This is a genomic window from Microbacterium fluminis (genome assembly GCF_051549805.1).
GTDB lineage: Bacteria > Actinomycetota > Actinomycetes > Actinomycetales > Microbacteriaceae > Microbacterium.
In genome coordinates this window covers 2179561-2198734 of sequence record NZ_CP196042.1, presented here as the reverse complement: position 1 = coordinate 2198734, position 19174 = coordinate 2179561, and the positions used below count along the sequence as shown (strand labels likewise).

Here is a 19174-nt window from a genome sequence, read left to right as displayed (position 1 = left end):
CGTGGATGCACGTGACATCTCGCGACGGCTCCGGGGCCGGCACAGTCCTGCGGATGTTCGGGCCCATGGTCTACGGCCCGGCACTCCTGTTCGCCCTCGGCCAGGGCGCCGTCATCCCGCTCCTGCCGGTGATCGCGTCGCAGCTCGGCGCCGACCTCGCGGGAGCCGGCCTGATCGCCTCGACCCTCGTCGTCGGACAGCTGTGCGGAAACGTGCCCGCGGGCTGGGCCGTCGCGCGCTTCGGCGAGCGTCTGACGATGGCCGTCGCCGGAACCATCGCCCTGCTCGGCTTGGTGGGGATGCTGCTCGCCCCCTCTCTCGCTGTGCTCGCGGCATCCGCGTTCCTCATCGGTGTGTGCGCCGCTTCGTTCGGCCTGGCGCGTCACTCGTTCATGACCACGCGCGTGCCGGTCGCGTTCCGCGCGCGCGCCCTGTCGCTGCTGGGCGGATCGTTCCGGCTCGGGCTGTTCGTCGGTCCGTTCGTCGCCGCCGGGCTCCTCGCGGTGTTCGACGACGAGCATTCCGCGATCTGGTTCTTCGCCCTGTGCCTCGTCGCGACGGTGCTGCTCGTGCTCCTCGGACCGGATCCGGAGCGTCAGCCGCTTCCCGACGACGCACCGGCGGCCGCACGGCTCGAGGCGGGCGAGGACACCGGCGAGGCGGTGACCGGGTCGATCCCCGCCGTCGAGCGCGCCGGGGTGTTCCGCACGATGTGGCGCTACCGCGGCGTGCTGTCGCGCCTCGGACTGGCCGCGGCATCCCTCTCCGCCGTCCGCTCCGCCCGCCAGGTGGCCCTGCCCCTGTGGGGTGTGTCGATCGGACTCGACGCGCAGACGATCGCACTCGTGGTGGGCATATCGGGCGCGATCGACTTCGCTCTCTTCTACGCCAGCGGCCAGGTGATGGACCGGTTCGGACGGCTGTGGGCGGCGCTGCCGGCCATGGTGCTGATGGGCGGGGCGTTCATCGCGCTGTCGTTCACGCACGACCTCGGGTCGGCGGCGATGTGGTTCGCGATGTTCGCCGCCGTGCTGGGCGTGGGGAACGGGCTCTCCAGCGGCATCCTGCTCACCATCGGCGCCGACGTCGCGCCGCCGGAGAACCCGGCACCGTTCCTCGGGTCGTGGCGCACGCTCACCGACGCCGGAGGAGCGATCGCGCCGCTGCTGCTCTCCGGGATCGCGGCGGTGTCGTCACTGGCTCTGGCGACCGGCGCGATGGGCGTGATCGGGCTGCTCGGTGCCTCCGCTTTCGTGCGCTGGGTGCCGCGGTTCGTGCCGCGGCCATAGCCCACGGGGTCGGTTCATCGACTCCTCCCAGTTTTGAATCATTCAAATCAGGCATAGGGTGGTGTGCATGGACACGGAGCTCGAGAAGGCATTGCGCAGTGCCGGATTGAGGGCGACCGAGGGTCGTCTCGCCGTCCTCGGGGCGCTCGCCTCCCTGCCCCACACCGACGCGGAGCGCCTCTTCCGCGCCGTGTCGGCCATCGTGCCGAGCACGTCGATCCAGTCGGTGCACAACATCCTCGCCGACCTCACCGCGGCCGGTCTGATCCGCCGCATCGAGCCGGCCGGGTCGGCCGCGCTCTACGAACGGCGCATCGGCGACAACCACCACCACGTCGTGTGCTCCCACTGCGGAGCCGTCGCCGACGTGGACTGCGTCATCGGCGACGCGCCGTGCCTCACCCCGTCGTCGGCGGCGGGATTCGCCATCACCACCGCCGAAGTCACGTTCTGGGGCCTGTGCCCCGCGTGTCAGGCCGCCACCGCACTGCCCGCAACTCCCTAAACCCCGTTCTGCGACGTCGTCGCCCGCCTCTTCCGAGGCGAGGTCTCTTCGTCGCGCCCGCAATCCCCGCCAGAAACGAAGGAGACACCCCCATGTCCGTTCCTCCCACCACCTCCCAGTCGGGCGCACCCGTCGCCAGCGACGCGCATTCGCTCACCGTCGGCCCGGACGGGGTCACCGCCCTCTCCGACCGCTACCTCGTCGAGAAGCTCGCGCAGTTCAACCGCGAACGCATCCCGGAGCGGGTCGTGCACGCGAAGGGCGGCGGCGCGTTCGGCCGCTTCGAGGTCACGCACGACGTCTCGGCGTACACGCGGGCCGCGCTGTTCCAGCCGGGCGCCGTCACGGAGGCGCTCACGCGCTTCTCGTCGGTGGCGGGCGAGCAGGGATCGCCCGACACCTGGCGCGATCCGCGCGGCTTCGCGGTGAAGTTCTACACGACCGAGGGCAACTACGACCTCGTCGGCAACAACACGCCCGTCTTCTTCATCCGCGACGGCATCAAGTTCCCCGACTTCATCCACTCGCAGAAGCGCCTCCCCGGCTCCGGCCTGCGCGACGCCGACATGCAGTGGGACTTCTGGACCCTCTCCCCCGAGTCGGCGCACCAGGTCACCTGGCTCATGGGCGACCGCGGCCTGCCTCGCAGCTGGCGGCACATGCAGGGCTACGGCTCGCACACGTACCAGTGGATCAACGCCGCCGGCGAGCGCTTCTGGGTGAAGTACCACTTCGCCTCGGAGCAGGGCGTCGAGGCTCTGCCGGCCGCCGAGGCGGAGCTGCTGGCCGGATCGGACGCCGATCACTTCCGCCGCGACCTGCACACCGCCATCGAGTCGGGCGAACACCCGGCCTGGCGGCTGTCGGTGCAGATCATGCCGTACGCGGATGCCGCGAGCTACCGCTTCAACCCGTTCGACCTCACGAAGGTGTGGCCGCACGCCGACTACCCGCTGCGGCCGGTGGGAGTCCTTACCCTCGACCGCAACCCGGAGAACTTCTTCGCGCAGATCGAGCAGGCCACCTTCTCCCCCGCCAACACGGTGCCGGGCATCGACATCAGCCCCGACAAGATGCTCATGGCGCGCGTCTTCAGCTACCCGGACGCGCACCGCTACCGCGTCGGCACCAACCACGCCGAGCTGCCCGTGAACGCCCCCCACGCCGCGCCCCTGCACAACTACTCGCAGGACGGCGCGGCGCGGCACGGATTCTCCCCCGCCGGCGCCCCGAACTACGCGCCGAACTCGTTCGGCGGCCCCGCCGCCGACGCCGCCGCGGCCGGAGAGGGCTCGTGGGAGAACGACGGTGCGCTCGTGCGCGCCGCCGCGACCCTGCACGCCGAGGACGACGACTTCGGCCAGGCCGGCACCCTGTACCGCGAGGTGTACGACGACGCCGCCAAGGAGCGCCTCGTCGACACCCTGCTCGGCCAGGCCGCGTCGATCACGGTGGACGACATCCGTGAGCGGTTCTACGCGTATTGGACGTCGGTGGATGCCGCGCTCGGCGCCCGTCTGCGCGCCGGCGCTCCGTCGGCCGCACCCATCGACCCCGGTCAGCTCGGCTGAGCGGGGTCGCGACGGCGGGGCGGTCCGGGCGGGCCGCCCCGCTCCCGACTTCGTGGGTCACTGCAGCGCGGTGCGGCTGGTCGCCGTCGACTCCAGCGCGACCCCGTCCGGCACGAAGAGCGTGAAGACCGGCGGATGCCACGCCCCGGCCACCGTCACCCGGGCCGAGGCGCCATCCGGCGTACCGGCCGACACGAGCACCGCGCCCTGCCCGATCTCGGTCACGATCGCGGCGGCCTGATCACGTACCCCGTCGTCCGTGAGGTCGGCGCGAGGCCAGTCGCCCGTGAGCGAGATGGTGAACCCGTCCGCACCGGCCAGGGCCGCGGCATCCGCCACCGAGTCCAACCGCTTCTGCGCGAGGTACAGACTCGTGGCGTTCACGCACACCAGCAGGGCGACGATCGCGAGCAGGGCGTAGCCGATCGTGAGGAGCAGGATGCTGCCCTCCTCGTCACGCGGCACCCGCGGCGTCATTCCGCACCCCAGAAGCGAGACACCTTCTGCGCGGCGGATGCCTCGATCGGGATGCTCGCCAGCCGTTCGAGGCCGAGCACGGGAGGCACGAGCGGCAGCGCCACGCGCGCAGTGACCGTCACCACGACGGTCGCGCCCGCCTCAGGACAGGCGCCCCCGGCCGGGCGGCACGACATCGCCACGTCGACGTGCGCCGGGTCGATGCCGTACTCGGCCACCACGGCGTCGAGCACCCGCGCCGCCTCGACGCGGGCGGTGGCGGCATCCGTCGCCTGCGACACGGTGCGGGCGAGGTGCCGGGCACCCGCCTCCACACCGAGCGACTGGCCTTGGATCAACCCGAGGGACACGATCAGGTAGACCACGGGCACGAGCAGCAACAGCCCGACCACGATGAACTCCAGCGCCGCAGACCCGTCGTCGTCCTGGAGTCCGGCGCGAGCGCGGACCCGTTCAGCCCAACGATTCCACGGGGGCACGCGCGGTCACCTCCATCGCGCGGGGCACGCCGAGCAGACCCATCAACGGCAGCGTCGTGGTGACGGTGACCTCCACCTCGGCACCGTTCTGCCTCACGGCGACCTCACCCGCGTAGTCGCCGCCGACGGTGCGCGTCACGATCGCCCGGGTGCGTTCGGCTCCGTCGTCGAGGGTCGTGTCGGCCAGCGCCGCGTGGAAGGCACCCTCGACCGCGGCATCGTGCACGACGTTCCGCACGTAGATCGCGAGTCCCAACTGCAGCACGGCGAGGGTCAGGAAGGTCAGGAGCGTGCCGACGAGCACGAACTCCACCGGACTCGACCCGCGATCGTCGCGCAGCAGATCCCGCAGCGGGAGCCGCGACACCGTCAGAGTCCGGAGACCCGCGCGATCGCCTGCTCGAACAGCTGCGCGAGCGCGGGTCCGGCGAGCGCCCAGATCACCACGACCAGGCCCGCCGTCATGAGTGTGATCAGCACCCAGCCCGGGACGTCTCCTCGGTCGTCGTCGCGCAGGCTCCCCCACGCCGAGCGCCATCGCACCTGGGCGTGGGCTCCGAGTTCACGGATCATCAGATCCCCCCTTCCGACCGTTGCCGGTCAACCGATTCCGAGTCGCAGCATGAACACTCCCGGGAACACCGCGAACAGGACGCTGAGCGGGAGGATGAGGAACACGAGCGGCACGAGCATGACGATCTCCTTGCGCCCGGCCTGCTCGATGAGCACGCGCTTCGCGTCTTCGCGGGCGTCCGACGCCTGCGCCTGCAGCACCTGGGCGAGCGGCGCACCACGGTCGATCGCGGCGACCAGGTGGTCGACGCTGCGCGACAGCGCGGGCACCTGCAGTCCCGTCGCCAGACGTGTGAGGGCCTCGGTGAGGGAGGATCCGGTGCCGACCGCGAGCACCATGGCACGGACCTCGCCGGTGAGGTCGCCGGCGCCCACGTCGCCCACGCGTCGCAGCGCGTCGAGCAGACCCTCGCCGGCCGAGAGGCACAGCGCGAGGAACTCCAGCACCGTCGGCAGCTCCTCCTCGATACGGTGCATGCGCTGCTTCGCCGCGCGGGTCAGCCAGAGGTCGGCCGCCACCGCCCCGGCCAGACCGAGCACGGGCGGCAGCAGCACGAGCGCGGGAGCGAATCGTCCGAGCAGGGCGAGCACCACGAGCAGGATGCCGCCCACCAGCACGCCCGCGACCGCCGCCGCGAGCTGGCGGCCCCGGAACGCGGCCACGTCGATGGACCAGCCGGACTGCCGCAGGCGGCGGGCCGTGGCATCCGATCCGCCGACGAGCGCGGCGAACCGATGCTGCACGGATCCCCACGTCGCGCGCCAATCGGTGGCCGCCGGAGACGTCCACGCGGTCGTCCCGCGCGGATCGGTGACGTCGCGGATGTACGGCGCGATGCGGCGGGACAGGCTGGGCGCGCCGATCCGCGGTGCGAGCGAGAGCAACAGGCACAGCCCGATCCCGAAGGCGGCGCCGAGCACGATCGCGGTGGCCAGCTGGGTCAGGGCGATCGCACTCATCCGAACCACCTCCGCGGCTCGGGCAGGCGGCCGATCCGCACTATGACGCGGTACGCGACGAACGACACGACGGCGCCGGCCACGATCAGAGCGACCCCTTCGGGGCTGGAGTAGGCACGGGCACCTTCGGGACGCGCCGCGAGCATCGCCAGGATGACCCACGGCGCGACGACACCGAGCACCGCGGCGCCGCGGATCCAGGACTGGCGCGCCTCCACCTCGGCCCGCAGCGTCACGTCGGCGCGGACGGAGGCGGACAGGGCGCGGAGCACCGACGTGAGCTCGGTTCCGCCGACCTGCCGCGCCATCCGCAGCGTCTCGAGGATGCGGTCGGCCACAGGATCGGCGAGCGCCGACTTGAGCCTCTCGGCACTGGAGTCGAAATGACCGGATGCCGCGAGGTCCCGACCGAACTGCGCGAACGCGGGGCGCAGCGCCACCGGCGCGGAATCCGCCAGGCTCGCCACCGCATCGGGCAGGGCCATGCCGGCGCGCACGGACGCGATCAGCAGGTCGCACACGTCGGGCCACAGTCCGCGGCGCTGCCGGCGCAGTCGGGATGTGCGTGCGCGGAGGATGAGCACGGGCGCGATCGCGCCGAGGACTCCCGCGACCACGGCGAGCGCCGGCACCGGGACGACGAGCCAGACGACGGCGGCGAAGACCAGCGCGGCGGCCAGCCCGGCGATCAGCACGACGCGCGGGGGCACGTGCCCGTACCCCGCGCCCTCGAGCAGCCGGACGAGGGCGTTCGACGTCGGCGCGGGGGCGAGCCGACGGCCGGCGGGCCAGAGCCACGGCGACAGCACGAGGAGGATCCCCGCCGCCAGCACCGCACCCCAGACGAACGTCATGCGTCGTCCCACCGGTAGACGGTGCGGGCCTCGACGGCGTCGCCCACGACGCGGCCGGTGGGTTCGACGAGTTCGACGACGCGGCGGCGACCCGCGGCATCCTTCGCGCAGTGCGCCACGAGGTGCACGGAGGTCGCGACGGCCGGCAGCACGAATCCGGCATCGATGTTGCGGCCCGCCAGCAGCGGGAGCGCCGCGAGCTTCGACAGGGCTTCGCGCGCGGAGTTCGCGTGGATGGTGGCGGCTCCGGGGACGCCGGTGTTGAGCGCCAGGAGCAGGTCGAGGGCCTCGGCGTCGCGCACCTCGCCGACCACGAGACGATCGGGACGCATGCGCAGCGCCTCCTTCACGAGGCGCCGTAGGGTGACCTCGCCCGACCCCTCGAGACTGGGCTGCCGCCCCTGCAGCGCGACGAGGTCGGGCGCGTCGATCGCGAGCTCGAAGGTCTCCTCGACCGTGACGATGCGGTGCGACGGCGGGCAGGCGCCCACCAATGCGCCCAGGAGCGTGGTCTTCCCGGCGTGCGTCGCTCCGGAGATCAGGATGCTGCGCCCGCCGCGGACGGCGTCGCGCAGCATCCGACCCGCCTCCGGTGCGAGCGAGCCCGCCGCCTCCAGCGCATCGAGGTCTCGGTAGGCCGCGAGGAACTTCCGGACGTTGACCGACCAGTGCCTCCGCGTGATGTCGGGGATCACGACGTGCAGACGGCTGCCATCGGGCAGCGACGCATCCACGAACGGCTGACTGAGGTCGACGCGACGCCCGGTGGCGTGCAGCATCCGCTCGACCAGGTCGCGCACCTGCGCGTCGGTGAGCGCCAGCGGTACGCGCTCGGATCGCCCGGCGCGGGCGACGAAGATGCGATCGGGGGCGTTGATCCACAGCTCCTCGACCGTCGGATCGTCGAGGTACGCCTGTAGCGGCCCGTAGCCCGATACCGCCGCGAGCACGTCGCGCACGCACCCCGCCTCGTCGTCGACGGGCACGAGGCCGCGAGCCAGCGCGAAGTCGTTGTGCCGACGCACCTCGGCGCGCGCGATCTGGACGGCGGCATCGGGATGCCTCGTCGGATCGGTCTGCTCGGCACGCAGTCGCTCCCGCACGCGCTCGGCCACGCTCGCCACGGCGGCGACGGGACGGGGCGCAAGACTCACCCGAGCATCCTCGCAAGTGCCGCGATCCCGCCGCGGAAGTTATCCACAGGTCGGACGGCAAAACGCTATGGCGCCGAGAGCCCCAGGACGGGATACAGGACCTCGAAGCCCTTCTGCAGACCGAGCGGGAGAACCGGCCCGACGTGGCCCTCGCCGGGCACGACGTAGTCGGTCACCGCCATGCCCGCGGCCTTCGCAGCATCCGACACCTTCTGCGCGACAGCCACGTAACCCGGGTCGGCTCCCCCGGCGGTGAACACCGCGTTCACCTCGCGGTACGCACCCTGAGGCGCCGCCTGCAGGATGCTGATCGGCTTCGCCGCCTCGAATGCAGCGGAGTCGCCGCCGTAGATCTCCGCCAGGACGCTCGCCGGATCCTCCGACCCGGGGAACTCCTCGCCCGAGACGTCGATGATGTTGCCGAAGACGCCCGGCTCCTGCGCTGCGTACTTGATCGCACAGCCGCCGCCGTTGGAGTATCCGGCGATCACCCAGTGCTCCGGGTCCTTCAGGACGTTCAGGTTCTTCCTCGCCCAGTCGACGACGTCCTTCTTGATGTAGGTCTCGGCGTTGCCGAAGGCCGTCGAGTCCGCGCATGCGGGATCGTCGCCGTTGCCGATCTGATCGGCCACGATCACGATCGGCGCGAGGCCGTTGTTCTTCGCGGCCATGTCGTCGAGGACGCCGCCGATGTAGCTCGGGTCGGGGTTGCCGGGAAAGCCCATCATCATGATCACCAGCGGCAGAGCGGGCGGATCGGCCACCAGAGCCGCCGGCGGAAGGTAGATGCCGGCGGGTCGGGCGCCGAAGCCCGAAATCGTGGCCGGGATCACCTGGGTGCCCTGGGTTCCCTTGACGGGCATGTCGGCCGGTGGCCTCCACCACTCGTGCAGCGGTCCGCGCGCCGGATGAGACCCGTGGGGGCTGGGCAGCGGTACCGGGTCATCGGCGACGATGCCGAAGATGCTGCCGAGTGTCGGGTTGAGACCGAAGACCGCGTTGACGCCGATCGTCCCGGCCAGGGCGAACCACAGGATCGCGAACACGGCCACGACCTTCCGCCAGACGCGCGCGTCCCACAGGCTGACCACCGCCAGTCCGACCGCGGCCAGTACGGCGACCGCCCACACCGCGATGATGCGGGGCTGCGCGACCGCGAGCCATCCGCTCCCCTCCGCCAGCACGAACGCTCCGAGACCGAGGAGCCCGCCGATCGCGACACCCAGCACCATCCGCAGCAGTCGTCGCGGCGTGAGGGGCCCGATCAGGAGCACGAGCACCAGTGCCGCGGCGATCGCGTACACGATCCACGGCACGGGTCCGGCGATGACCGGAAGCCTCCACAACGCGTCCACCCGCGAACCCCTCTCGACCGGCGCCTCCACCATGATGCCCGTACGTCGATCCCGCGAGCGACACGGACCGGCGAACCGGGGGATCACCCCCAGGACATCCCCAGCAGCCCGGCTAGAATCGTGAGACCAGCGGGAGTGGTGAAATTGGCAGACACGCAGGATTTAGGTTCCTGTGCCTCCGGGCGTGTGGGTTCAAGTCCCACCTTCCGCACGGAGCGTCGGCCACCTTCCGCGCGAACGATCTGACCGCCGCAACGACGGGAATCTCATGCACCACGCCGCACTCATCCCCTGGCTCGACCCCACCGCCATCATCCAGTGGGCCGGTCCCTGGGCGCTGCTCGTGGTCTGCTTCATCGTCTTCGCCGAGACCGGCCTGCTGATCGGGTTCCTGCTGCCCGGCGACACGCTGCTGATCATCGCCGGCCTGCTCACCCACACGTCGAACATCTTCGGCGTGAACATCTGGGTGGTGTCGCTGCTGATCGCGCTGGCCGCGTTCCTCGGCGGCGAGGTGGGCTACTGGATCGGCCACAAGGGCGGCCCGCGCGTGTTCGAGAAGCGCGAGTCCGGTCTGTTCAGCGTGAAGAACGTCGAGCGCACCAACGGCTTCTTCGAGCGCTACGGCGCCCTCGCGGTCATCCTGGCGCGGTTCGTGCCGATCGTGCGCACCTTCGCCCCCGTCGCGGCCGGCATCGGTCACATGAACTGGCGGAAGTACTCGCTCTACAACCTCATCGGCGCCCTCATCTGGGGCTTCGGTCTGACGATGGTCGGCTACCTGATCGCCTACATCCCGTGGGTGCGCGACCTCGTGACGCGGTACATCGACGTGATCCTCCTGCTCGCCGTCGGCGGCACGGCGGTCGTCACCCTGATCCACTACCTCAACGAGCGCCGCAAGGCGCGCAAGGCCGCCGCCGAGGGCCACGCGGTCGTCGACCACGCCGAGGCCGAGTCGCTCGTGCTCGACGAAGAGGTCTTCGAGCACGGGCCGCAGCAGCCCCACCCGACCGACGGCACGCCGAAGGGCTGATCTCAGGAGGCCTTCGCGGCCTTCTTCGGCGCGGCTTTCGCGGGCGCCTTCTTCGCGGGCGCCTTCGCCGTCGTCGCCTTCTTCGCCGGCGTCTTGGAGGCGGATGCCTCGCCGGCCGCCTTCTTCGCGGAGGCCGTGGCCGCAGCATCCGCCGCCTTGCCGCCGCCTTCGCCGCGGGCCGCACGGCTGCGCTCGACGCTCGCGCGCAGCGCCGCCATGAGGTCGATGACCTCGCCACCGGCGTCGTCGTCCTCGTCGGAGGTGCCGAACGTCTCGGAGGTGTCGAGCGCGTCGCCCTTCTCGAGCTTTGCGTCGATCAGGGTGCGCAGCTCGACCTGGTACTCGTCGGTGAACTCCGCCGGATCGAAGTCGCTCGAGAAGCTCTCGACGAGGGACGCCGACAGTTCGAGCTCCTTCGCGCTGATGCGCACCGTCTCGTCGAGGGCCGGGAACGCCGCCTCGCGCACCTCGTCGGCCCACAGCAGGGTCTGCAGCACGAGCACGTCGTCACGCACACGCAGCGCCGCCAGACGCGTCTTCTGCCGCAGCGAGAACCGCACGATCGCGGTGCGCTCGGTCTGCTCGAGGGTCTTGCGCAGCAGCACGTAGGCCTTCGGCGAGGCGGAGTCGGGCTCGAGGTAGTAGGCGCGATCGAGGGTGAGCAGATCGATCTGGTCCGACGGCACGAACTCGACCACGTCGATCTCGCGGCTGCGCTCCGACGGCAGGGCGTCGAGGTCGTCCTTCGTCAGCACGACGGTGCGCTCACCGTCGTCGTAGGCCTTGTCGATGTCGGCGTACGGCACGACTTCGCCGTCGATCTCGCAGATGCGCTGGTAGCGGATGCGGCCGCCGTCCTTGTTGTGCACCTGGTGCAGCGACACGTCGTGGTCCTCGGTCGCGGAGTACACCTTGACCGGCACGTTCACGAGCCCGAACGTCAATGCACCCTTCCAGATCGCCCTCATGAGACCAGTGAACACGTAAAACGGATGCCGCGGCCAGTGCTCCGCCCGAGTCGCCGTGCATAACTCCGGTCAGTCGTGATTCCGACGCGGTGCGATCGGCGGATTTCCGAGGGTGTGCCGCGTCCGTCGACCGGATCAACCGGAGTTGTGCGCGGCGCGGTCGTCGGCCCGCTGTGGCACGGGCACGGCAGGATGGGGCCATGGCGGGCGAGCAGCTGGTGCAGGTCGGAGGGCGGCGCCTGCGCATCACGAACCTCGACAAGGTGCTCTATCCCGACACCGGCACCACCAAGGGCGAGGTGATCGACTACTACACGCGGGTCGGGCCGACGATGATCCCGCACGTCACGGGCCGGCCGGTCACGCGCAAGCGGTGGCCCGACGGGGTCGGGTCGGCGCAGCATCCGGAGCAGTCCTTCTTCGCGAAGGACCTCGAGCGGGGCGCGCCGTCGTGGGTGCACCGCCTGCCGATCCCGCACTCGGGCGGCCCGAAGGACTATCCGCTCGTCGGGGACGTGCCCACCCTCGTCTACCTCGCGCAGGTCGCAAGCCTCGAGCTGCACGTGCCGCAGTGGCGGTTCACGCCCGCGGGCGAGCGCGGCGACGCCGACCGCCTCGTGCTCGACCTCGACCCCGGGCCGGGCGCGGGGCTCGCCGAGTGCGCGCAGGTTGCGCGGTGGGCGCGCGAGATCCTCGGGCACATGGGCCTCGATCCCTTCCCGGTGACCAGCGGCAGCAAGGGTCTGCAGCTGTACGCGGCGCTTCCGCCGGGTCAGTCGAGCGAGCAGGCGTCGGCCCTCGCGCACGAGCTCGCGCGCGCGATCGAGGCGGACCACCCCGACCTGGTGGTGAGCTCGATGAAGAAGGCGATCCGCGACGGCCGGGTGCTGATCGACTGGAGTCAGAACAACGGCGCGAAGACCACGATCGCGCCGTACTCGCTGCGCGGACGCGCGCACCCGAACGTCGCCGCACCCCGCACGTGGGACGAGCTCGACGACCCCGCCCTGCGGCAGCTGCCGTTCACCGAGGTGCTCGACCGCATCGAGACGATCGGCGACCCGCTCGCCCCCCTCGGCGTGCACGCGGGGGCCCGCGACGACGCGCCGCTCGCGACCTACATCTCGATGCGCACGGCCGGCCGCACCCCCGAGCCCGTGCCCGCCGATCCGGCCGCCGCACCGCCGAGCGAGGGACTGCCGATCTTCGTCGTCCAGGAGCATCACGCCACCGCGCTGCACTGGGACTTCCGCCTCGAGCACGACGGGGTGCTCGCCAGCTGGGCCGTGCCGCGCGGCGTGCCGCACACCACCGCGCGCAACAACCTCGCCGTGCAGACCGAGGACCACCCGATGGACTACGCCGCGTTCGAGGGCTCGATCCCCCGTGGCGAGTACGGCGGCGGCTCGGTCACGATCTGGGACGACGGCCGCTACGAGCTGGAGAAGTGGCGCGACGACGAGGTGATCGTCACGGTCGAAGGCCGACCGGGCGGCCCGCTCGGGCGGGTGCGTCTCGCGCTCATCCGCACGAAGGGCGCGGGCCCCAAGTCGCAGTGGCTGATGCACCGGATGAAGACGGATGCCTCCGGCCGCCCGCAGCCCGACGGCGCCCCCGTGGTCGCCTCACCACAGGCGGACGAGTCCCGCGGGGCTGCGGCGCAGGCGGACGAGCCCCGCGGGGCGGCGCAGGCGGCGACCGCGCCTGCGCTCGGGAGGAGAAATGCACAAGGGAGGAGGGATTCGGCGGAATCGTCCTCCCTTGTGCACATCTCCTCCGAAACCGCCGGCACGGCTGACGCTCCCCCGCTCGCGTGGCCCCCGGCATCCGCTGATCTTCGTCCGATGCTCTCCGCGACCGCCTCGCCGGAGCGCGCGGAGAGCGCCGCCCGGGGGTGGGGCGAGCCGTGGGCCGAGGCGAAGTGGGACGGCATCCGCGCGATCGGGGTCTGGGACGGCAGGCGCTTGCGCCTGTGGGCGCGCAGCGGAAACGAGTCGACGGCGAAGTACCCCGAGATCAGCGGCGTCGACGCGGGGCTCGGCCCCGAACCGGCGATCGTCGACGGCGAGATCGTCGCGCTCGACGAGCGGGGGCGACCGAGCTTCCCGCTGCTGCAGACGCGGATGAACCTCGCGCGGCCGGCCGAGATCGCACGCGAGGCTGCGCGCACGCCGGTGCGCTACTACCTGTTCGACGTGCTCGGCGCCGACGGTCGTGATGTCACCGGCCTGCCGCTGCGCGCGCGGCGGGCGCGCTTGGAGACCCTGGCCGCGAGCGCGATCGACGCGATCGTGGTGCCGCCCGTGTTCGACGACGTGCGCGGCGCGCTCGAGGCGAGCCGGCAGTTCGCGCTCGAGGGCATCGTGGTGAAGGATCCCTCGTCGACGTACCGGCGCGGCATCCGCACCCAGTCGTGGCTCAAGGTGAAGCTCACCCGCACGCAGGAGGTGGTGATCGCCGGCATGCGGCCCGGGCAGGGCGGGCGCTCGGCGACGTTCGGATCGCTGCTGCTCGGCATCCCCGGTCCGGACGGTCTGCAGTACGCCGGCCGGGTCGGGTCGGGATTCAGCGAGAGCACGCTGCGCACCCTGCAGGGCCTGCTCGACCCGCTGCGCACCGACACCACCCCGCTCGTCGGAGTGCCGGCACTCGATGCGCGCGACGCGCTGTGGGTGCAGCCCGAGCTCGTCGGCGAGGTCGAGTACGCCGAGTTCACGCCCGGCGGCATCCTGCGCCATTCGCGCTGGCGCGGTCTGCGGCCGGACAAATCCCCCGCCGACGTCGCGCGCGAGGACTGACCGGGGTCAGGCGTGCGGCTCGTTCTCGGGATGCCCCGCGGGTTCGAGCTGGAAGGTGGAGTGCGCCACGTCGAAGTGGTGCGCGAGGCAGTCCTGCAGAGAGCTCAGGATGCCTCCGGCCCGGCCGTGCTGGAGCGCCGCGGCATCGACCACCACATGGGCGGTGAAGACGGGCGCGCCTCGGGTCAGCTGCCAGACGTGCACGTCGTGCACGTCGACGACACCCGGGGTGCCGAGGATGTGGTCGCGGATCTCCTGCACGTGCATGCCCTGGGGTGCCGCCTCGCTGAGCACCGACGCCACCTCGCGCAGCAGGCCGATCGCGCGCGGCACGATCATGGCGGCGATCAGCAGCGACGCGATCGCGTCGGCGCGCGCCCAGCCGGTCACGAGGATGACGATCGCCGCGATGATGACCATCGCCGATCCGAGCAGGTCGCCGAGCACCTCGAGGTAGGCGCCGCGCACGTTGATGCTGTGCTTCTGTGCGGCGCTGAGCAGCCACATCGCCACGGCGTTGGCGATCAGGCCGATGATCGCGATCAGCAGCATCGGGCCGCCCGCGACCTCCGCCTCGGCGGGCGCGAGCAGCCGCTGCACGCCCTCGATCGCCACCCACACCGACAGCACGATCAGGATCACGCCGTTGATCAGCGCCCCGAAGACCTCTGCGCGCTGATACCCGAACGTGCGCCGGTCGTTCGCCGGCCGCGCGGCGACGATGCTCGCCACCAGCGCGATCACGAGGGCCGCCGCATCCGTGAACATGTGCACCGCGTCGGCCAGGAGCGCGAGCGACCCCGACACGATCGCCCCGACGATCTGCACCACCATGACCACCGAGGTGATCGCCAGCGACACGGCCAGCAGTCGCCGGTTGCCGGCGCCGCGGATGCCGCCGGTCGGCGCGTGATCGTGCATGACCCCAGGCTAGGGCCGGAATCGCCGCCGGACGCCCCGTTCGCCTAGTCGGGAACGATCACGATTCTCACTCGCGCCGACGTCCGGGCGACGCATCTTCGGACGCGGTCACAGGGCGGCTCGAGTGTCGGGCGCGCACCGCGTCGATAGAGAGCCCGACGAGCCTCGTCACACCCATGTTGAGGGCGTACAAAGCGGCGACGACCAAGACGATCCCGACGACGACGGCCCCCATCACCAGCACCCCGAACACGATCGGCCCGCCGAAGGCGACGAACGCGAGGCTCCCGTTGTCCATGCCGCGAGCGTAGTCCGACCGGGGCGAGTCCGTGCCGATCGAACGCTCGCCGCAGGTCAGAGGGTCGTCAGCAGAGGCGTCAGCGCGGCGAAGGCGCGGGCGCGGTGTGAAGCGGCGTTCTTCTCCGCGGCCGACCATTCGCCGACCGTGCGCTCGGCGCCGGCGGCCTGACCGTCGGGGATGAAGATCGGGTCGTAGCCGAAGCCGCCCGAGCCGTCGGGCGCGGTCGCGAGTCGCCCCGGCCAGACGCCCTCGACGACGTGCTCGGCGCCACCGGGGAGCACGAGGGCGATCACCGAGGTGAAATGCGCCGTGCGATGCGGGTCGGCGATGTCGGAGAGCTGGTCGAGCAGCAGCTCCAGGTTGGCGGCGGCGTCCTTCGCGTGTCCGGCCCAGTAAGCGGAGAACACCCCGGGCGATCCGCCGAGCACGTCGACGCAGATCCCGGAGTCGTCGGCGAGGGCGGGAAGTCCGGTGTGGGATGCCGCGGCCCGGGCCTTGATGAGCGCGTTCGCCGCGAACGTCACGCCGTCTTCGACCGGCTCCGGCCCGTCATAGGAGATCACCTCGAGGTCGGGGCGCGTCGCGGCGACGATGCCCTGGAACTCCTCGACCTTGTGCGGGTTGTGCGTCGCGAGGACGATGCGCTGCGGCATCCGCTACTCGGCCGCCAGCGCCGCGGTCTGGAACCCGCGGAGATCGGCGCAGCCGGCGACGCCCAGCTCGAGCAGCGCGTCGAGCTCGCGCTTGTCGAACGGCGCTCCCTCGGCGGTGCCCTGCACCTCGACGAACAGACCGCGACCGGTGACGACGACGTTCATGTCGGTCTCGGCGCGGACGTCTTCGACGTAAGCGAGGTCGAGCATGGGCTCGCCGTCGATGATGCCGACCGAGATCGCCGACACCGAGTCGAGAAGGGGCGTGGCCTTCTGCGCGATGAACTTCTTCGCGCGGCCCCACTCGATCGCGTCGGCCAGGGCGACGTAGGCACCGGTGATCGCGGCGGTGCGGGTGCCGCCGTCGGCCTGCAGCACGTCGCAGTCGATCACGATCGTGTTCTCGCCGAGCGCCTTGGTGTCCACGACGGCGCGCAGAGCGCGGCCGATCAGCCGCGAGATCTCGTGCGTGCGCCCGCCGACCTTGCCCTTGATCGACTCGCGGTCGTTGCGGGAGTTGGTCGCGCGCGGGAGCATGGCGTACTCGGCGGTGACCCACCCCTTGCCCTTGCCGGAGAGCCAGCGCGGCACACCGTTGGTGAACGACGCGGTGCACAGCACCTTCGTGCCGCCGAACGAGATGAGCGCCGAGCCTTCGGCGTGGGCGCTCCAGCCGCGCTCGATCGTGACGGGGCGCAGCTGATCGACGGAGCGGCCGTCGGCGCGGGTGATGTCGGTCATGGTTTCCTCCGGGGGTGAGGGTGGTGGGATGCCGCGATGCCGCGGTGCGTTCAGGCGTGACGGTGCGGGAGGTCGATGGCGCCGGTCTGCACCAGCTGCACGGTGCTCACCTCGCGACCCATCAGCCGATGCGCAAGGGTGAGGAACTCGTCGGCCGAGTCGCCGGTGGCCTCGTAGACGTCGGTGCGCGCAGCATCCGGACCCGCGAGCAGGTCGCGGGAGACCAGCTGACGGTAGACGTCCTTGGCGGTCTCGCTGTCGCTGGAGACGAGCGAGACGCCCTCCCCCATGACGTAGCTGATCGCGCCTTCGAGGAACGGGTAGTGCGTGCAGCCGAGCACGAGGGTGTCGACACCGGCGTCCCGCAGGGGCGCGAGGTACTGCTCGGCGGTGGCGAGCACCTCGGGCGAATCGGTGACGCCGGCCTCGACGAACTCGACGAAGCGCGGGCACGCCTGCGCGAAGACGGTTAGCCGCTCGTTGACCTCGAGCATGTCCTGGTAGGCGCGCGAACCGATCGTGCCGGCCGTGCCGATCACGCCGATCCGTCCGTTGCGGGTGGTCGACATGGCGGTGCGCACGGCCGGGCCGATCACCTCGACGACCGGCACCGAGTAGCGCTCGCGGGCGTCGCGGAGCATCGCCGCGGAGGCGGTGTTGCAGGCGATGACGAGCATCTTCACGCCCTGATCGACGAGGTCGTCGAGCACTTCCAGCGCATACCGTCGCACGTCGGCGATCGGCTTCGGCCCGTAGGGCGAACGCGCGGTGTCGCCGATGTACAGGATCGACTCGCGCGGCAGCAGCGCCGAGACCGCCCGGGCGACGGTGAGCCCGCCGACCCCGGAGTCGAAGATCCCGATCGGCGCGTCGTCCACGATCGACCAGCCTACGCCAGGCGCTCACGGCCGATCGCTAGGCTGACCGGATGAGCACCGGTCCGGCCTCTCCCTCCACCGCCCTGCACACGGATCGGTACGAGCTCACCATGCTCGACGCCGCCCTCCGCGACGGCACCGCCGAACGCCGCTGCGTGTTCGAGCTGTTCGCCCGGCGCCTGCCCGGTGCCCGCCGATTCGGCGTCGTCGCGGGCACGGGCCGGCTCCTGGGCCTGCTGCGCGACTTCCGGTTCGGCGACGACGAGCTGCGCTTCCTCCGCGATGAGAAGGTGGTGGATGCCTCCACCGTCGCGTGGCTGGAGGGCTACCGCTTCGACGGCTCGATCATGGGCTACCGCGAGGGCGAGGCGTACTTCCCCGGCTCCCCCGTGCTCACCGTGGAGGGCACCTTCGCGGAGGCCGTGATCCTCGAGACCCTGGCGCTGAGCGTGCTCAACCACGACTGCGCCGTCGCCACGGCCGCCGCGCGCATGTCGGTCGCGGCGGGCGACCGGCCGCTGGCCGAGATGGGGTCTCGACGGGCCGGCGAGGAGTCCGCGATCGCCGCCGCGCGGGCCGCGCACATCGCCGGGTTCGGCGCGACCTCCAATCTCGAGGCCGGACGCCGCTGGGGCGTGCCGACGATGGGCACTGCCGCGCACGCATGGACGCTCCTGCACGACACCGAGGAGGACGCGTTCCGCGCCCAGGTGGCCGCCCTCGGCCCCGAGACCACGCTGCTGGTCGACACCTACGACATCCGCCGCGGGGTGGAGCTCGCCGTGCACGTCGCCGGCACCGGCCTCGGCGGGGTGCGCATCGACTCCGGCGATCTCCCCACCGTCGCGGCGGAGGTGCGCGCGCAGCTCGACGAGCTGGGGGCGACCGGCACGCGCATCACGGTGACCAGCGACCTCGACGAGTACGCGATCGCGGCGCTCGCGGCATCCCCCGTCGACGCCTACGGCGTGGGCACGTCGGTGGTCACCGGGTCCGGGGCACCCACGGCCGGCATGGTCTACAAGCTGGTCGCCCGGCAGGATGCCTCGGGTGCGTGGATCCCGGTGGCGAAGGCCTCGACCGACAAGGGCAGCAAGGGCGGCCGCAAGGCGGCCTTCCGCACGCTCGAGCACGGCACCGCGACCCGCGAGCTCGTGGAGGTCGCGGACGGCTTCGAGACGATGCCCGCCGCCGCGGAGCATCCCGATGCGCGTGCCCTGCAGGTGCCGTTCGTCACAGCGGGTGACGTCGACGCCACCGCCGAGGGCCCGGCGGGCGTGGCCGCCGCGCGGGCGCATCACCTGCGTGTGCGCGAGGAGCTCCCGGTGCGCGCGCTCGCGCTCAGCCGCTCCGACCCGGCATTGCCGACGGTCTTCGTCGACGTCGCGTGAGGCTCAGCCGACCATCGACTCGTAGATCTCCTTGCACGTCGGGCAGACCGGGAACTTCTCGGGGTCGCGTCCCGGCACCCACTTCTTGCCGCACAGGGCACGCACCGGCTTGCCGGTGATCGCCGACTCGAGGATCTTGTCCTTCTTGACGAAATGCGAGAACCGCTCGTGGTCGCCCGGCTCGATGTTCTCCTCGCGGATGAGCTCTTCGAGTTCTCGGTCGAGGGTGGCCAGACCGCCATGGTCGGGACTGTCGAGAGGGGTGCTCAT

At 71.6% G+C, this 19174-nt stretch carries 21 protein-coding genes and 1 tRNA gene; 7 read left to right on the top strand and 15 right to left on the bottom strand.

The genetic code is table 11. The annotated features are described in order from the left end of the window. Nucleotides 1–5 precede the first annotated feature (5 nt). The 3 genes from ACSJDX_RS10590 to ACSJDX_RS10580 all read left to right on the top strand — a co-directional run bounded on the left by ACSJDX_RS10590 (nt 6) and on the right by ACSJDX_RS10580 (nt 3365). Nucleotides 6–1289 (top strand): MFS transporter, encoded by a 1284-nt coding sequence (locus tag ACSJDX_RS10590; RefSeq protein WP_438352646.1) that lies wholly within the window; start codon nt 6–8, stop codon nt 1287–1289. 67 nt (nt 1290–1356) lie between these two features. Next, nucleotides 1357–1794 carry a Fur family transcriptional regulator gene (locus tag ACSJDX_RS10585; RefSeq protein WP_438352645.1) on the top strand — a complete coding sequence of 146 codons (438 nt, stop codon included), beginning with the start codon at nt 1357–1359 and terminating at the stop codon, nt 1792–1794. A 92-nt stretch (nt 1795–1886) separates the two neighbouring features. Next, complete coding sequence (locus tag ACSJDX_RS10580; RefSeq protein WP_438352644.1) at nt 1887–3365, top strand: catalase; 1479 nt, start codon at nt 1887–1889, stop codon at nt 3363–3365. A 57-nt stretch (nt 3366–3422) separates the two neighbouring features. Here the strand turns inward: ACSJDX_RS10580 and ACSJDX_RS10575 are convergent, their stop codons facing one another. From ACSJDX_RS10575 to ACSJDX_RS10540, 8 genes are all read right to left on the bottom strand, one after another. Next, nucleotides 3423–3842 (bottom strand): pilus assembly protein TadG-related protein, encoded by a 420-nt coding sequence (locus ACSJDX_RS10575; RefSeq protein WP_438352643.1) that lies wholly within the window; start codon nt 3840–3842, stop codon nt 3423–3425. Further along, the gene (locus ACSJDX_RS10570) at nt 3839–4321 is read right to left on the bottom strand and encodes a TadE family protein (RefSeq protein ID WP_438352642.1); all 483 of its coding nucleotides are present in this window, start codon (nt 4319–4321) and stop codon (nt 3839–3841) included. The genes ACSJDX_RS10575 and ACSJDX_RS10570 overlap by 4 nt, the downstream gene beginning before the upstream one ends. Next, nucleotides 4296–4688: a TadE/TadG family type IV pilus assembly protein gene (locus ACSJDX_RS10565; RefSeq protein ID WP_438352641.1), complete on the bottom strand. Its 393-nt coding sequence runs from the start codon at nt 4686–4688 to the stop codon at nt 4296–4298. Before ACSJDX_RS10565 ends, ACSJDX_RS10570 begins: the two co-directional genes overlap by 26 nt. 2 nt (nt 4689–4690) lie before the next feature. Then, nucleotides 4691–4894 carry a hypothetical protein gene (locus ACSJDX_RS10560; RefSeq protein ID WP_438352640.1) on the bottom strand — a complete coding sequence of 68 codons (204 nt, stop codon included), beginning with the start codon at nt 4892–4894 and terminating at the stop codon, nt 4691–4693. A gap of 27 nt (nt 4895–4921) precedes the next feature. Then, the gene (locus ACSJDX_RS10555) at nt 4922–5854 is read right to left on the bottom strand and encodes a type II secretion system F family protein (protein WP_438352639.1); all 933 of its coding nucleotides are present in this window, start codon (nt 5852–5854) and stop codon (nt 4922–4924) included. Next, nucleotides 5851–6708, bottom strand: a complete 858-nt coding sequence (locus tag ACSJDX_RS10550; RefSeq protein ID WP_438352638.1) for a type II secretion system F family protein — start codon at nt 6706–6708, stop codon at nt 5851–5853. Before ACSJDX_RS10550 ends, ACSJDX_RS10555 begins: the two co-directional genes overlap by 4 nt. Next, on the bottom strand, nt 6705–7862 hold the full coding sequence (locus ACSJDX_RS10545) for a CpaF family protein (RefSeq protein ID WP_438352637.1): 1158 nt from the start codon (nt 7860–7862) through the stop codon (nt 6705–6707). Before ACSJDX_RS10545 ends, ACSJDX_RS10550 begins: the two co-directional genes overlap by 4 nt. Nucleotides 7863–7927: 65 nt before the next feature. Then, nucleotides 7928–9217, bottom strand: a complete 1290-nt coding sequence (locus ACSJDX_RS10540; RefSeq protein WP_438352636.1) for an alpha/beta hydrolase — start codon at nt 9215–9217, stop codon at nt 7928–7930. A 129-nt stretch (nt 9218–9346) separates the two neighbouring features. Here ACSJDX_RS10540 and ACSJDX_RS10535 point away from each other — a divergent pair. Continuing rightward, nucleotides 9347–9428 (top strand) — tRNA-Leu (locus ACSJDX_RS10535). 57 nt (nt 9429–9485) lie between these two features. Continuing rightward, nucleotides 9486–10253 carry a DedA family protein gene (locus ACSJDX_RS10530; RefSeq protein ID WP_438352635.1) on the top strand — a complete coding sequence of 256 codons (768 nt, stop codon included), beginning with the start codon at nt 9486–9488 and terminating at the stop codon, nt 10251–10253. A 2-nt stretch (nt 10254–10255) separates the two neighbouring features. On the opposite strand, the gene ACSJDX_RS10525 is transcribed toward ACSJDX_RS10530, so the two are convergent. Then, complete coding sequence (locus ACSJDX_RS10525; RefSeq protein ID WP_438352634.1) at nt 10256–11221, bottom strand: Ku protein; 966 nt, start codon at nt 11219–11221, stop codon at nt 10256–10258. Between the two features lie 200 nt (nt 11222–11421). Here ACSJDX_RS10525 and ACSJDX_RS10520 point away from each other — a divergent pair, with 200 nt between their 5' ends. Further along, nucleotides 11422–14019 carry an ATP-dependent DNA ligase gene (locus ACSJDX_RS10520; RefSeq protein WP_438352633.1) on the top strand — a complete coding sequence of 866 codons (2598 nt, stop codon included), beginning with the start codon at nt 11422–11424 and terminating at the stop codon, nt 14017–14019. Nucleotides 14020–14025: 6 nt separating this feature from the next. Here the strand turns inward: ACSJDX_RS10520 and ACSJDX_RS10515 are convergent, their stop codons facing one another. The 5 genes from ACSJDX_RS10515 to murI all read right to left on the bottom strand — a co-directional run bounded on the left by ACSJDX_RS10515 (nt 14026) and on the right by murI (nt 17513). After that, nucleotides 14026–14940: a cation diffusion facilitator family transporter gene (locus ACSJDX_RS10515; protein WP_438352632.1), complete on the bottom strand. Its 915-nt coding sequence runs from the start codon at nt 14938–14940 to the stop codon at nt 14026–14028. A 67-nt stretch (nt 14941–15007) separates the two neighbouring features. Further along, nucleotides 15008–15238, bottom strand: a complete 231-nt coding sequence (locus tag ACSJDX_RS10510) for a hypothetical protein (RefSeq protein WP_438352631.1) — start codon at nt 15236–15238, stop codon at nt 15008–15010. Nucleotides 15239–15294: 56 nt separating this feature from the next. Then, on the bottom strand, nt 15295–15894 hold the full coding sequence (gene rdgB / locus ACSJDX_RS10505; protein ID WP_438352630.1) for an RdgB/HAM1 family non-canonical purine NTP pyrophosphatase: 600 nt from the start codon (nt 15892–15894) through the stop codon (nt 15295–15297). A gap of 3 nt (nt 15895–15897) precedes the next feature. After that, the gene (rph, locus tag ACSJDX_RS10500; protein ID WP_438352629.1) at nt 15898–16635 is read right to left on the bottom strand and encodes a ribonuclease PH; all 738 of its coding nucleotides are present in this window, start codon (nt 16633–16635) and stop codon (nt 15898–15900) included. Between the two features lie 50 nt (nt 16636–16685). Continuing rightward, a complete protein-coding gene (gene murI, locus ACSJDX_RS10495) occupies nt 16686–17513 on the bottom strand; it encodes a glutamate racemase (protein WP_438352628.1) in 828 nt (275 codons plus the stop codon). Between the two features lie 50 nt (nt 17514–17563). Here murI and ACSJDX_RS10490 point away from each other — a divergent pair, with 50 nt between their 5' ends. Then, a complete protein-coding gene (locus ACSJDX_RS10490) occupies nt 17564–18904 on the top strand; it encodes a nicotinate phosphoribosyltransferase (protein ID WP_438352627.1) in 1341 nt (446 codons plus the stop codon). Nucleotides 18905–18907: 3 nt separating this feature from the next. Here ACSJDX_RS10490 and ACSJDX_RS10485 read toward each other — a convergent pair whose 3' ends face one another. Continuing rightward, nucleotides 18908–19174 carry a DUF3039 domain-containing protein gene (locus ACSJDX_RS10485; protein WP_438352626.1) on the bottom strand — a complete coding sequence of 89 codons (267 nt, stop codon included), beginning with the start codon at nt 19172–19174 and terminating at the stop codon, nt 18908–18910.

Bases quoted from the DNA above. Each gene is read 5' to 3' on its own strand.
- ACSJDX_RS10590 (WP_438352646.1), top strand. From the start codon at position 6: ATGCACGTGACATCTCGCGACGGCTCCGGGGCCGGCACAGTCCTGCGG.
- ACSJDX_RS10585 (WP_438352645.1), top strand. From the start codon at position 1,357: ATGGACACGGAGCTCGAGAAGGCATTGCGCAGTGCCGGATTGAGGGCG.
- ACSJDX_RS10580 (WP_438352644.1), top strand. From the start codon at position 1,887: ATGTCCGTTCCTCCCACCACCTCCCAGTCGGGCGCACCCGTCGCCAGC.
- ACSJDX_RS10575 (WP_438352643.1), bottom strand. From the start codon at position 3,842: ATGACGCCGCGGGTGCCGCGTGACGAGGAGGGCAGCATCCTGCTCCTC.
- ACSJDX_RS10560 (WP_438352640.1), bottom strand. From the start codon at position 4,894: ATGATCCGTGAACTCGGAGCCCACGCCCAGGTGCGATGGCGCTCGGCG.
- ACSJDX_RS10555 (WP_438352639.1), bottom strand. From the start codon at position 5,854: ATGAGTGCGATCGCCCTGACCCAGCTGGCCACCGCGATCGTGCTCGGC.
- ACSJDX_RS10550 (WP_438352638.1), bottom strand. From the start codon at position 6,708: ATGACGTTCGTCTGGGGTGCGGTGCTGGCGGCGGGGATCCTCCTCGTG.
- ACSJDX_RS10530 (WP_438352635.1), top strand. From the start codon at position 9,486: ATGCACCACGCCGCACTCATCCCCTGGCTCGACCCCACCGCCATCATC.
- ACSJDX_RS10525 (WP_438352634.1), bottom strand. From the start codon at position 11,221: ATGAGGGCGATCTGGAAGGGTGCATTGACGTTCGGGCTCGTGAACGTG.
- ACSJDX_RS10520 (WP_438352633.1), top strand. From the start codon at position 11,422: ATGGCGGGCGAGCAGCTGGTGCAGGTCGGAGGGCGGCGCCTGCGCATC.
- ACSJDX_RS10515 (WP_438352632.1), bottom strand. From the start codon at position 14,940: ATGCACGATCACGCGCCGACCGGCGGCATCCGCGGCGCCGGCAACCGG.
- ACSJDX_RS10510 (WP_438352631.1), bottom strand. From the start codon at position 15,238: ATGGACAACGGGAGCCTCGCGTTCGTCGCCTTCGGCGGGCCGATCGTG.
- rdgB (WP_438352630.1), bottom strand. From the start codon at position 15,894: ATGCCGCAGCGCATCGTCCTCGCGACGCACAACCCGCACAAGGTCGAG.
- rph (WP_438352629.1), bottom strand. From the start codon at position 16,635: ATGACCGACATCACCCGCGCCGACGGCCGCTCCGTCGATCAGCTGCGC.
- ACSJDX_RS10490 (WP_438352627.1), top strand. From the start codon at position 17,564: ATGAGCACCGGTCCGGCCTCTCCCTCCACCGCCCTGCACACGGATCGG.
- ACSJDX_RS10485 (WP_438352626.1), bottom strand. From the start codon at position 19,174: ATGAGCACCCCTCTCGACAGTCCCGACCATGGCGGTCTGGCCACCCTC.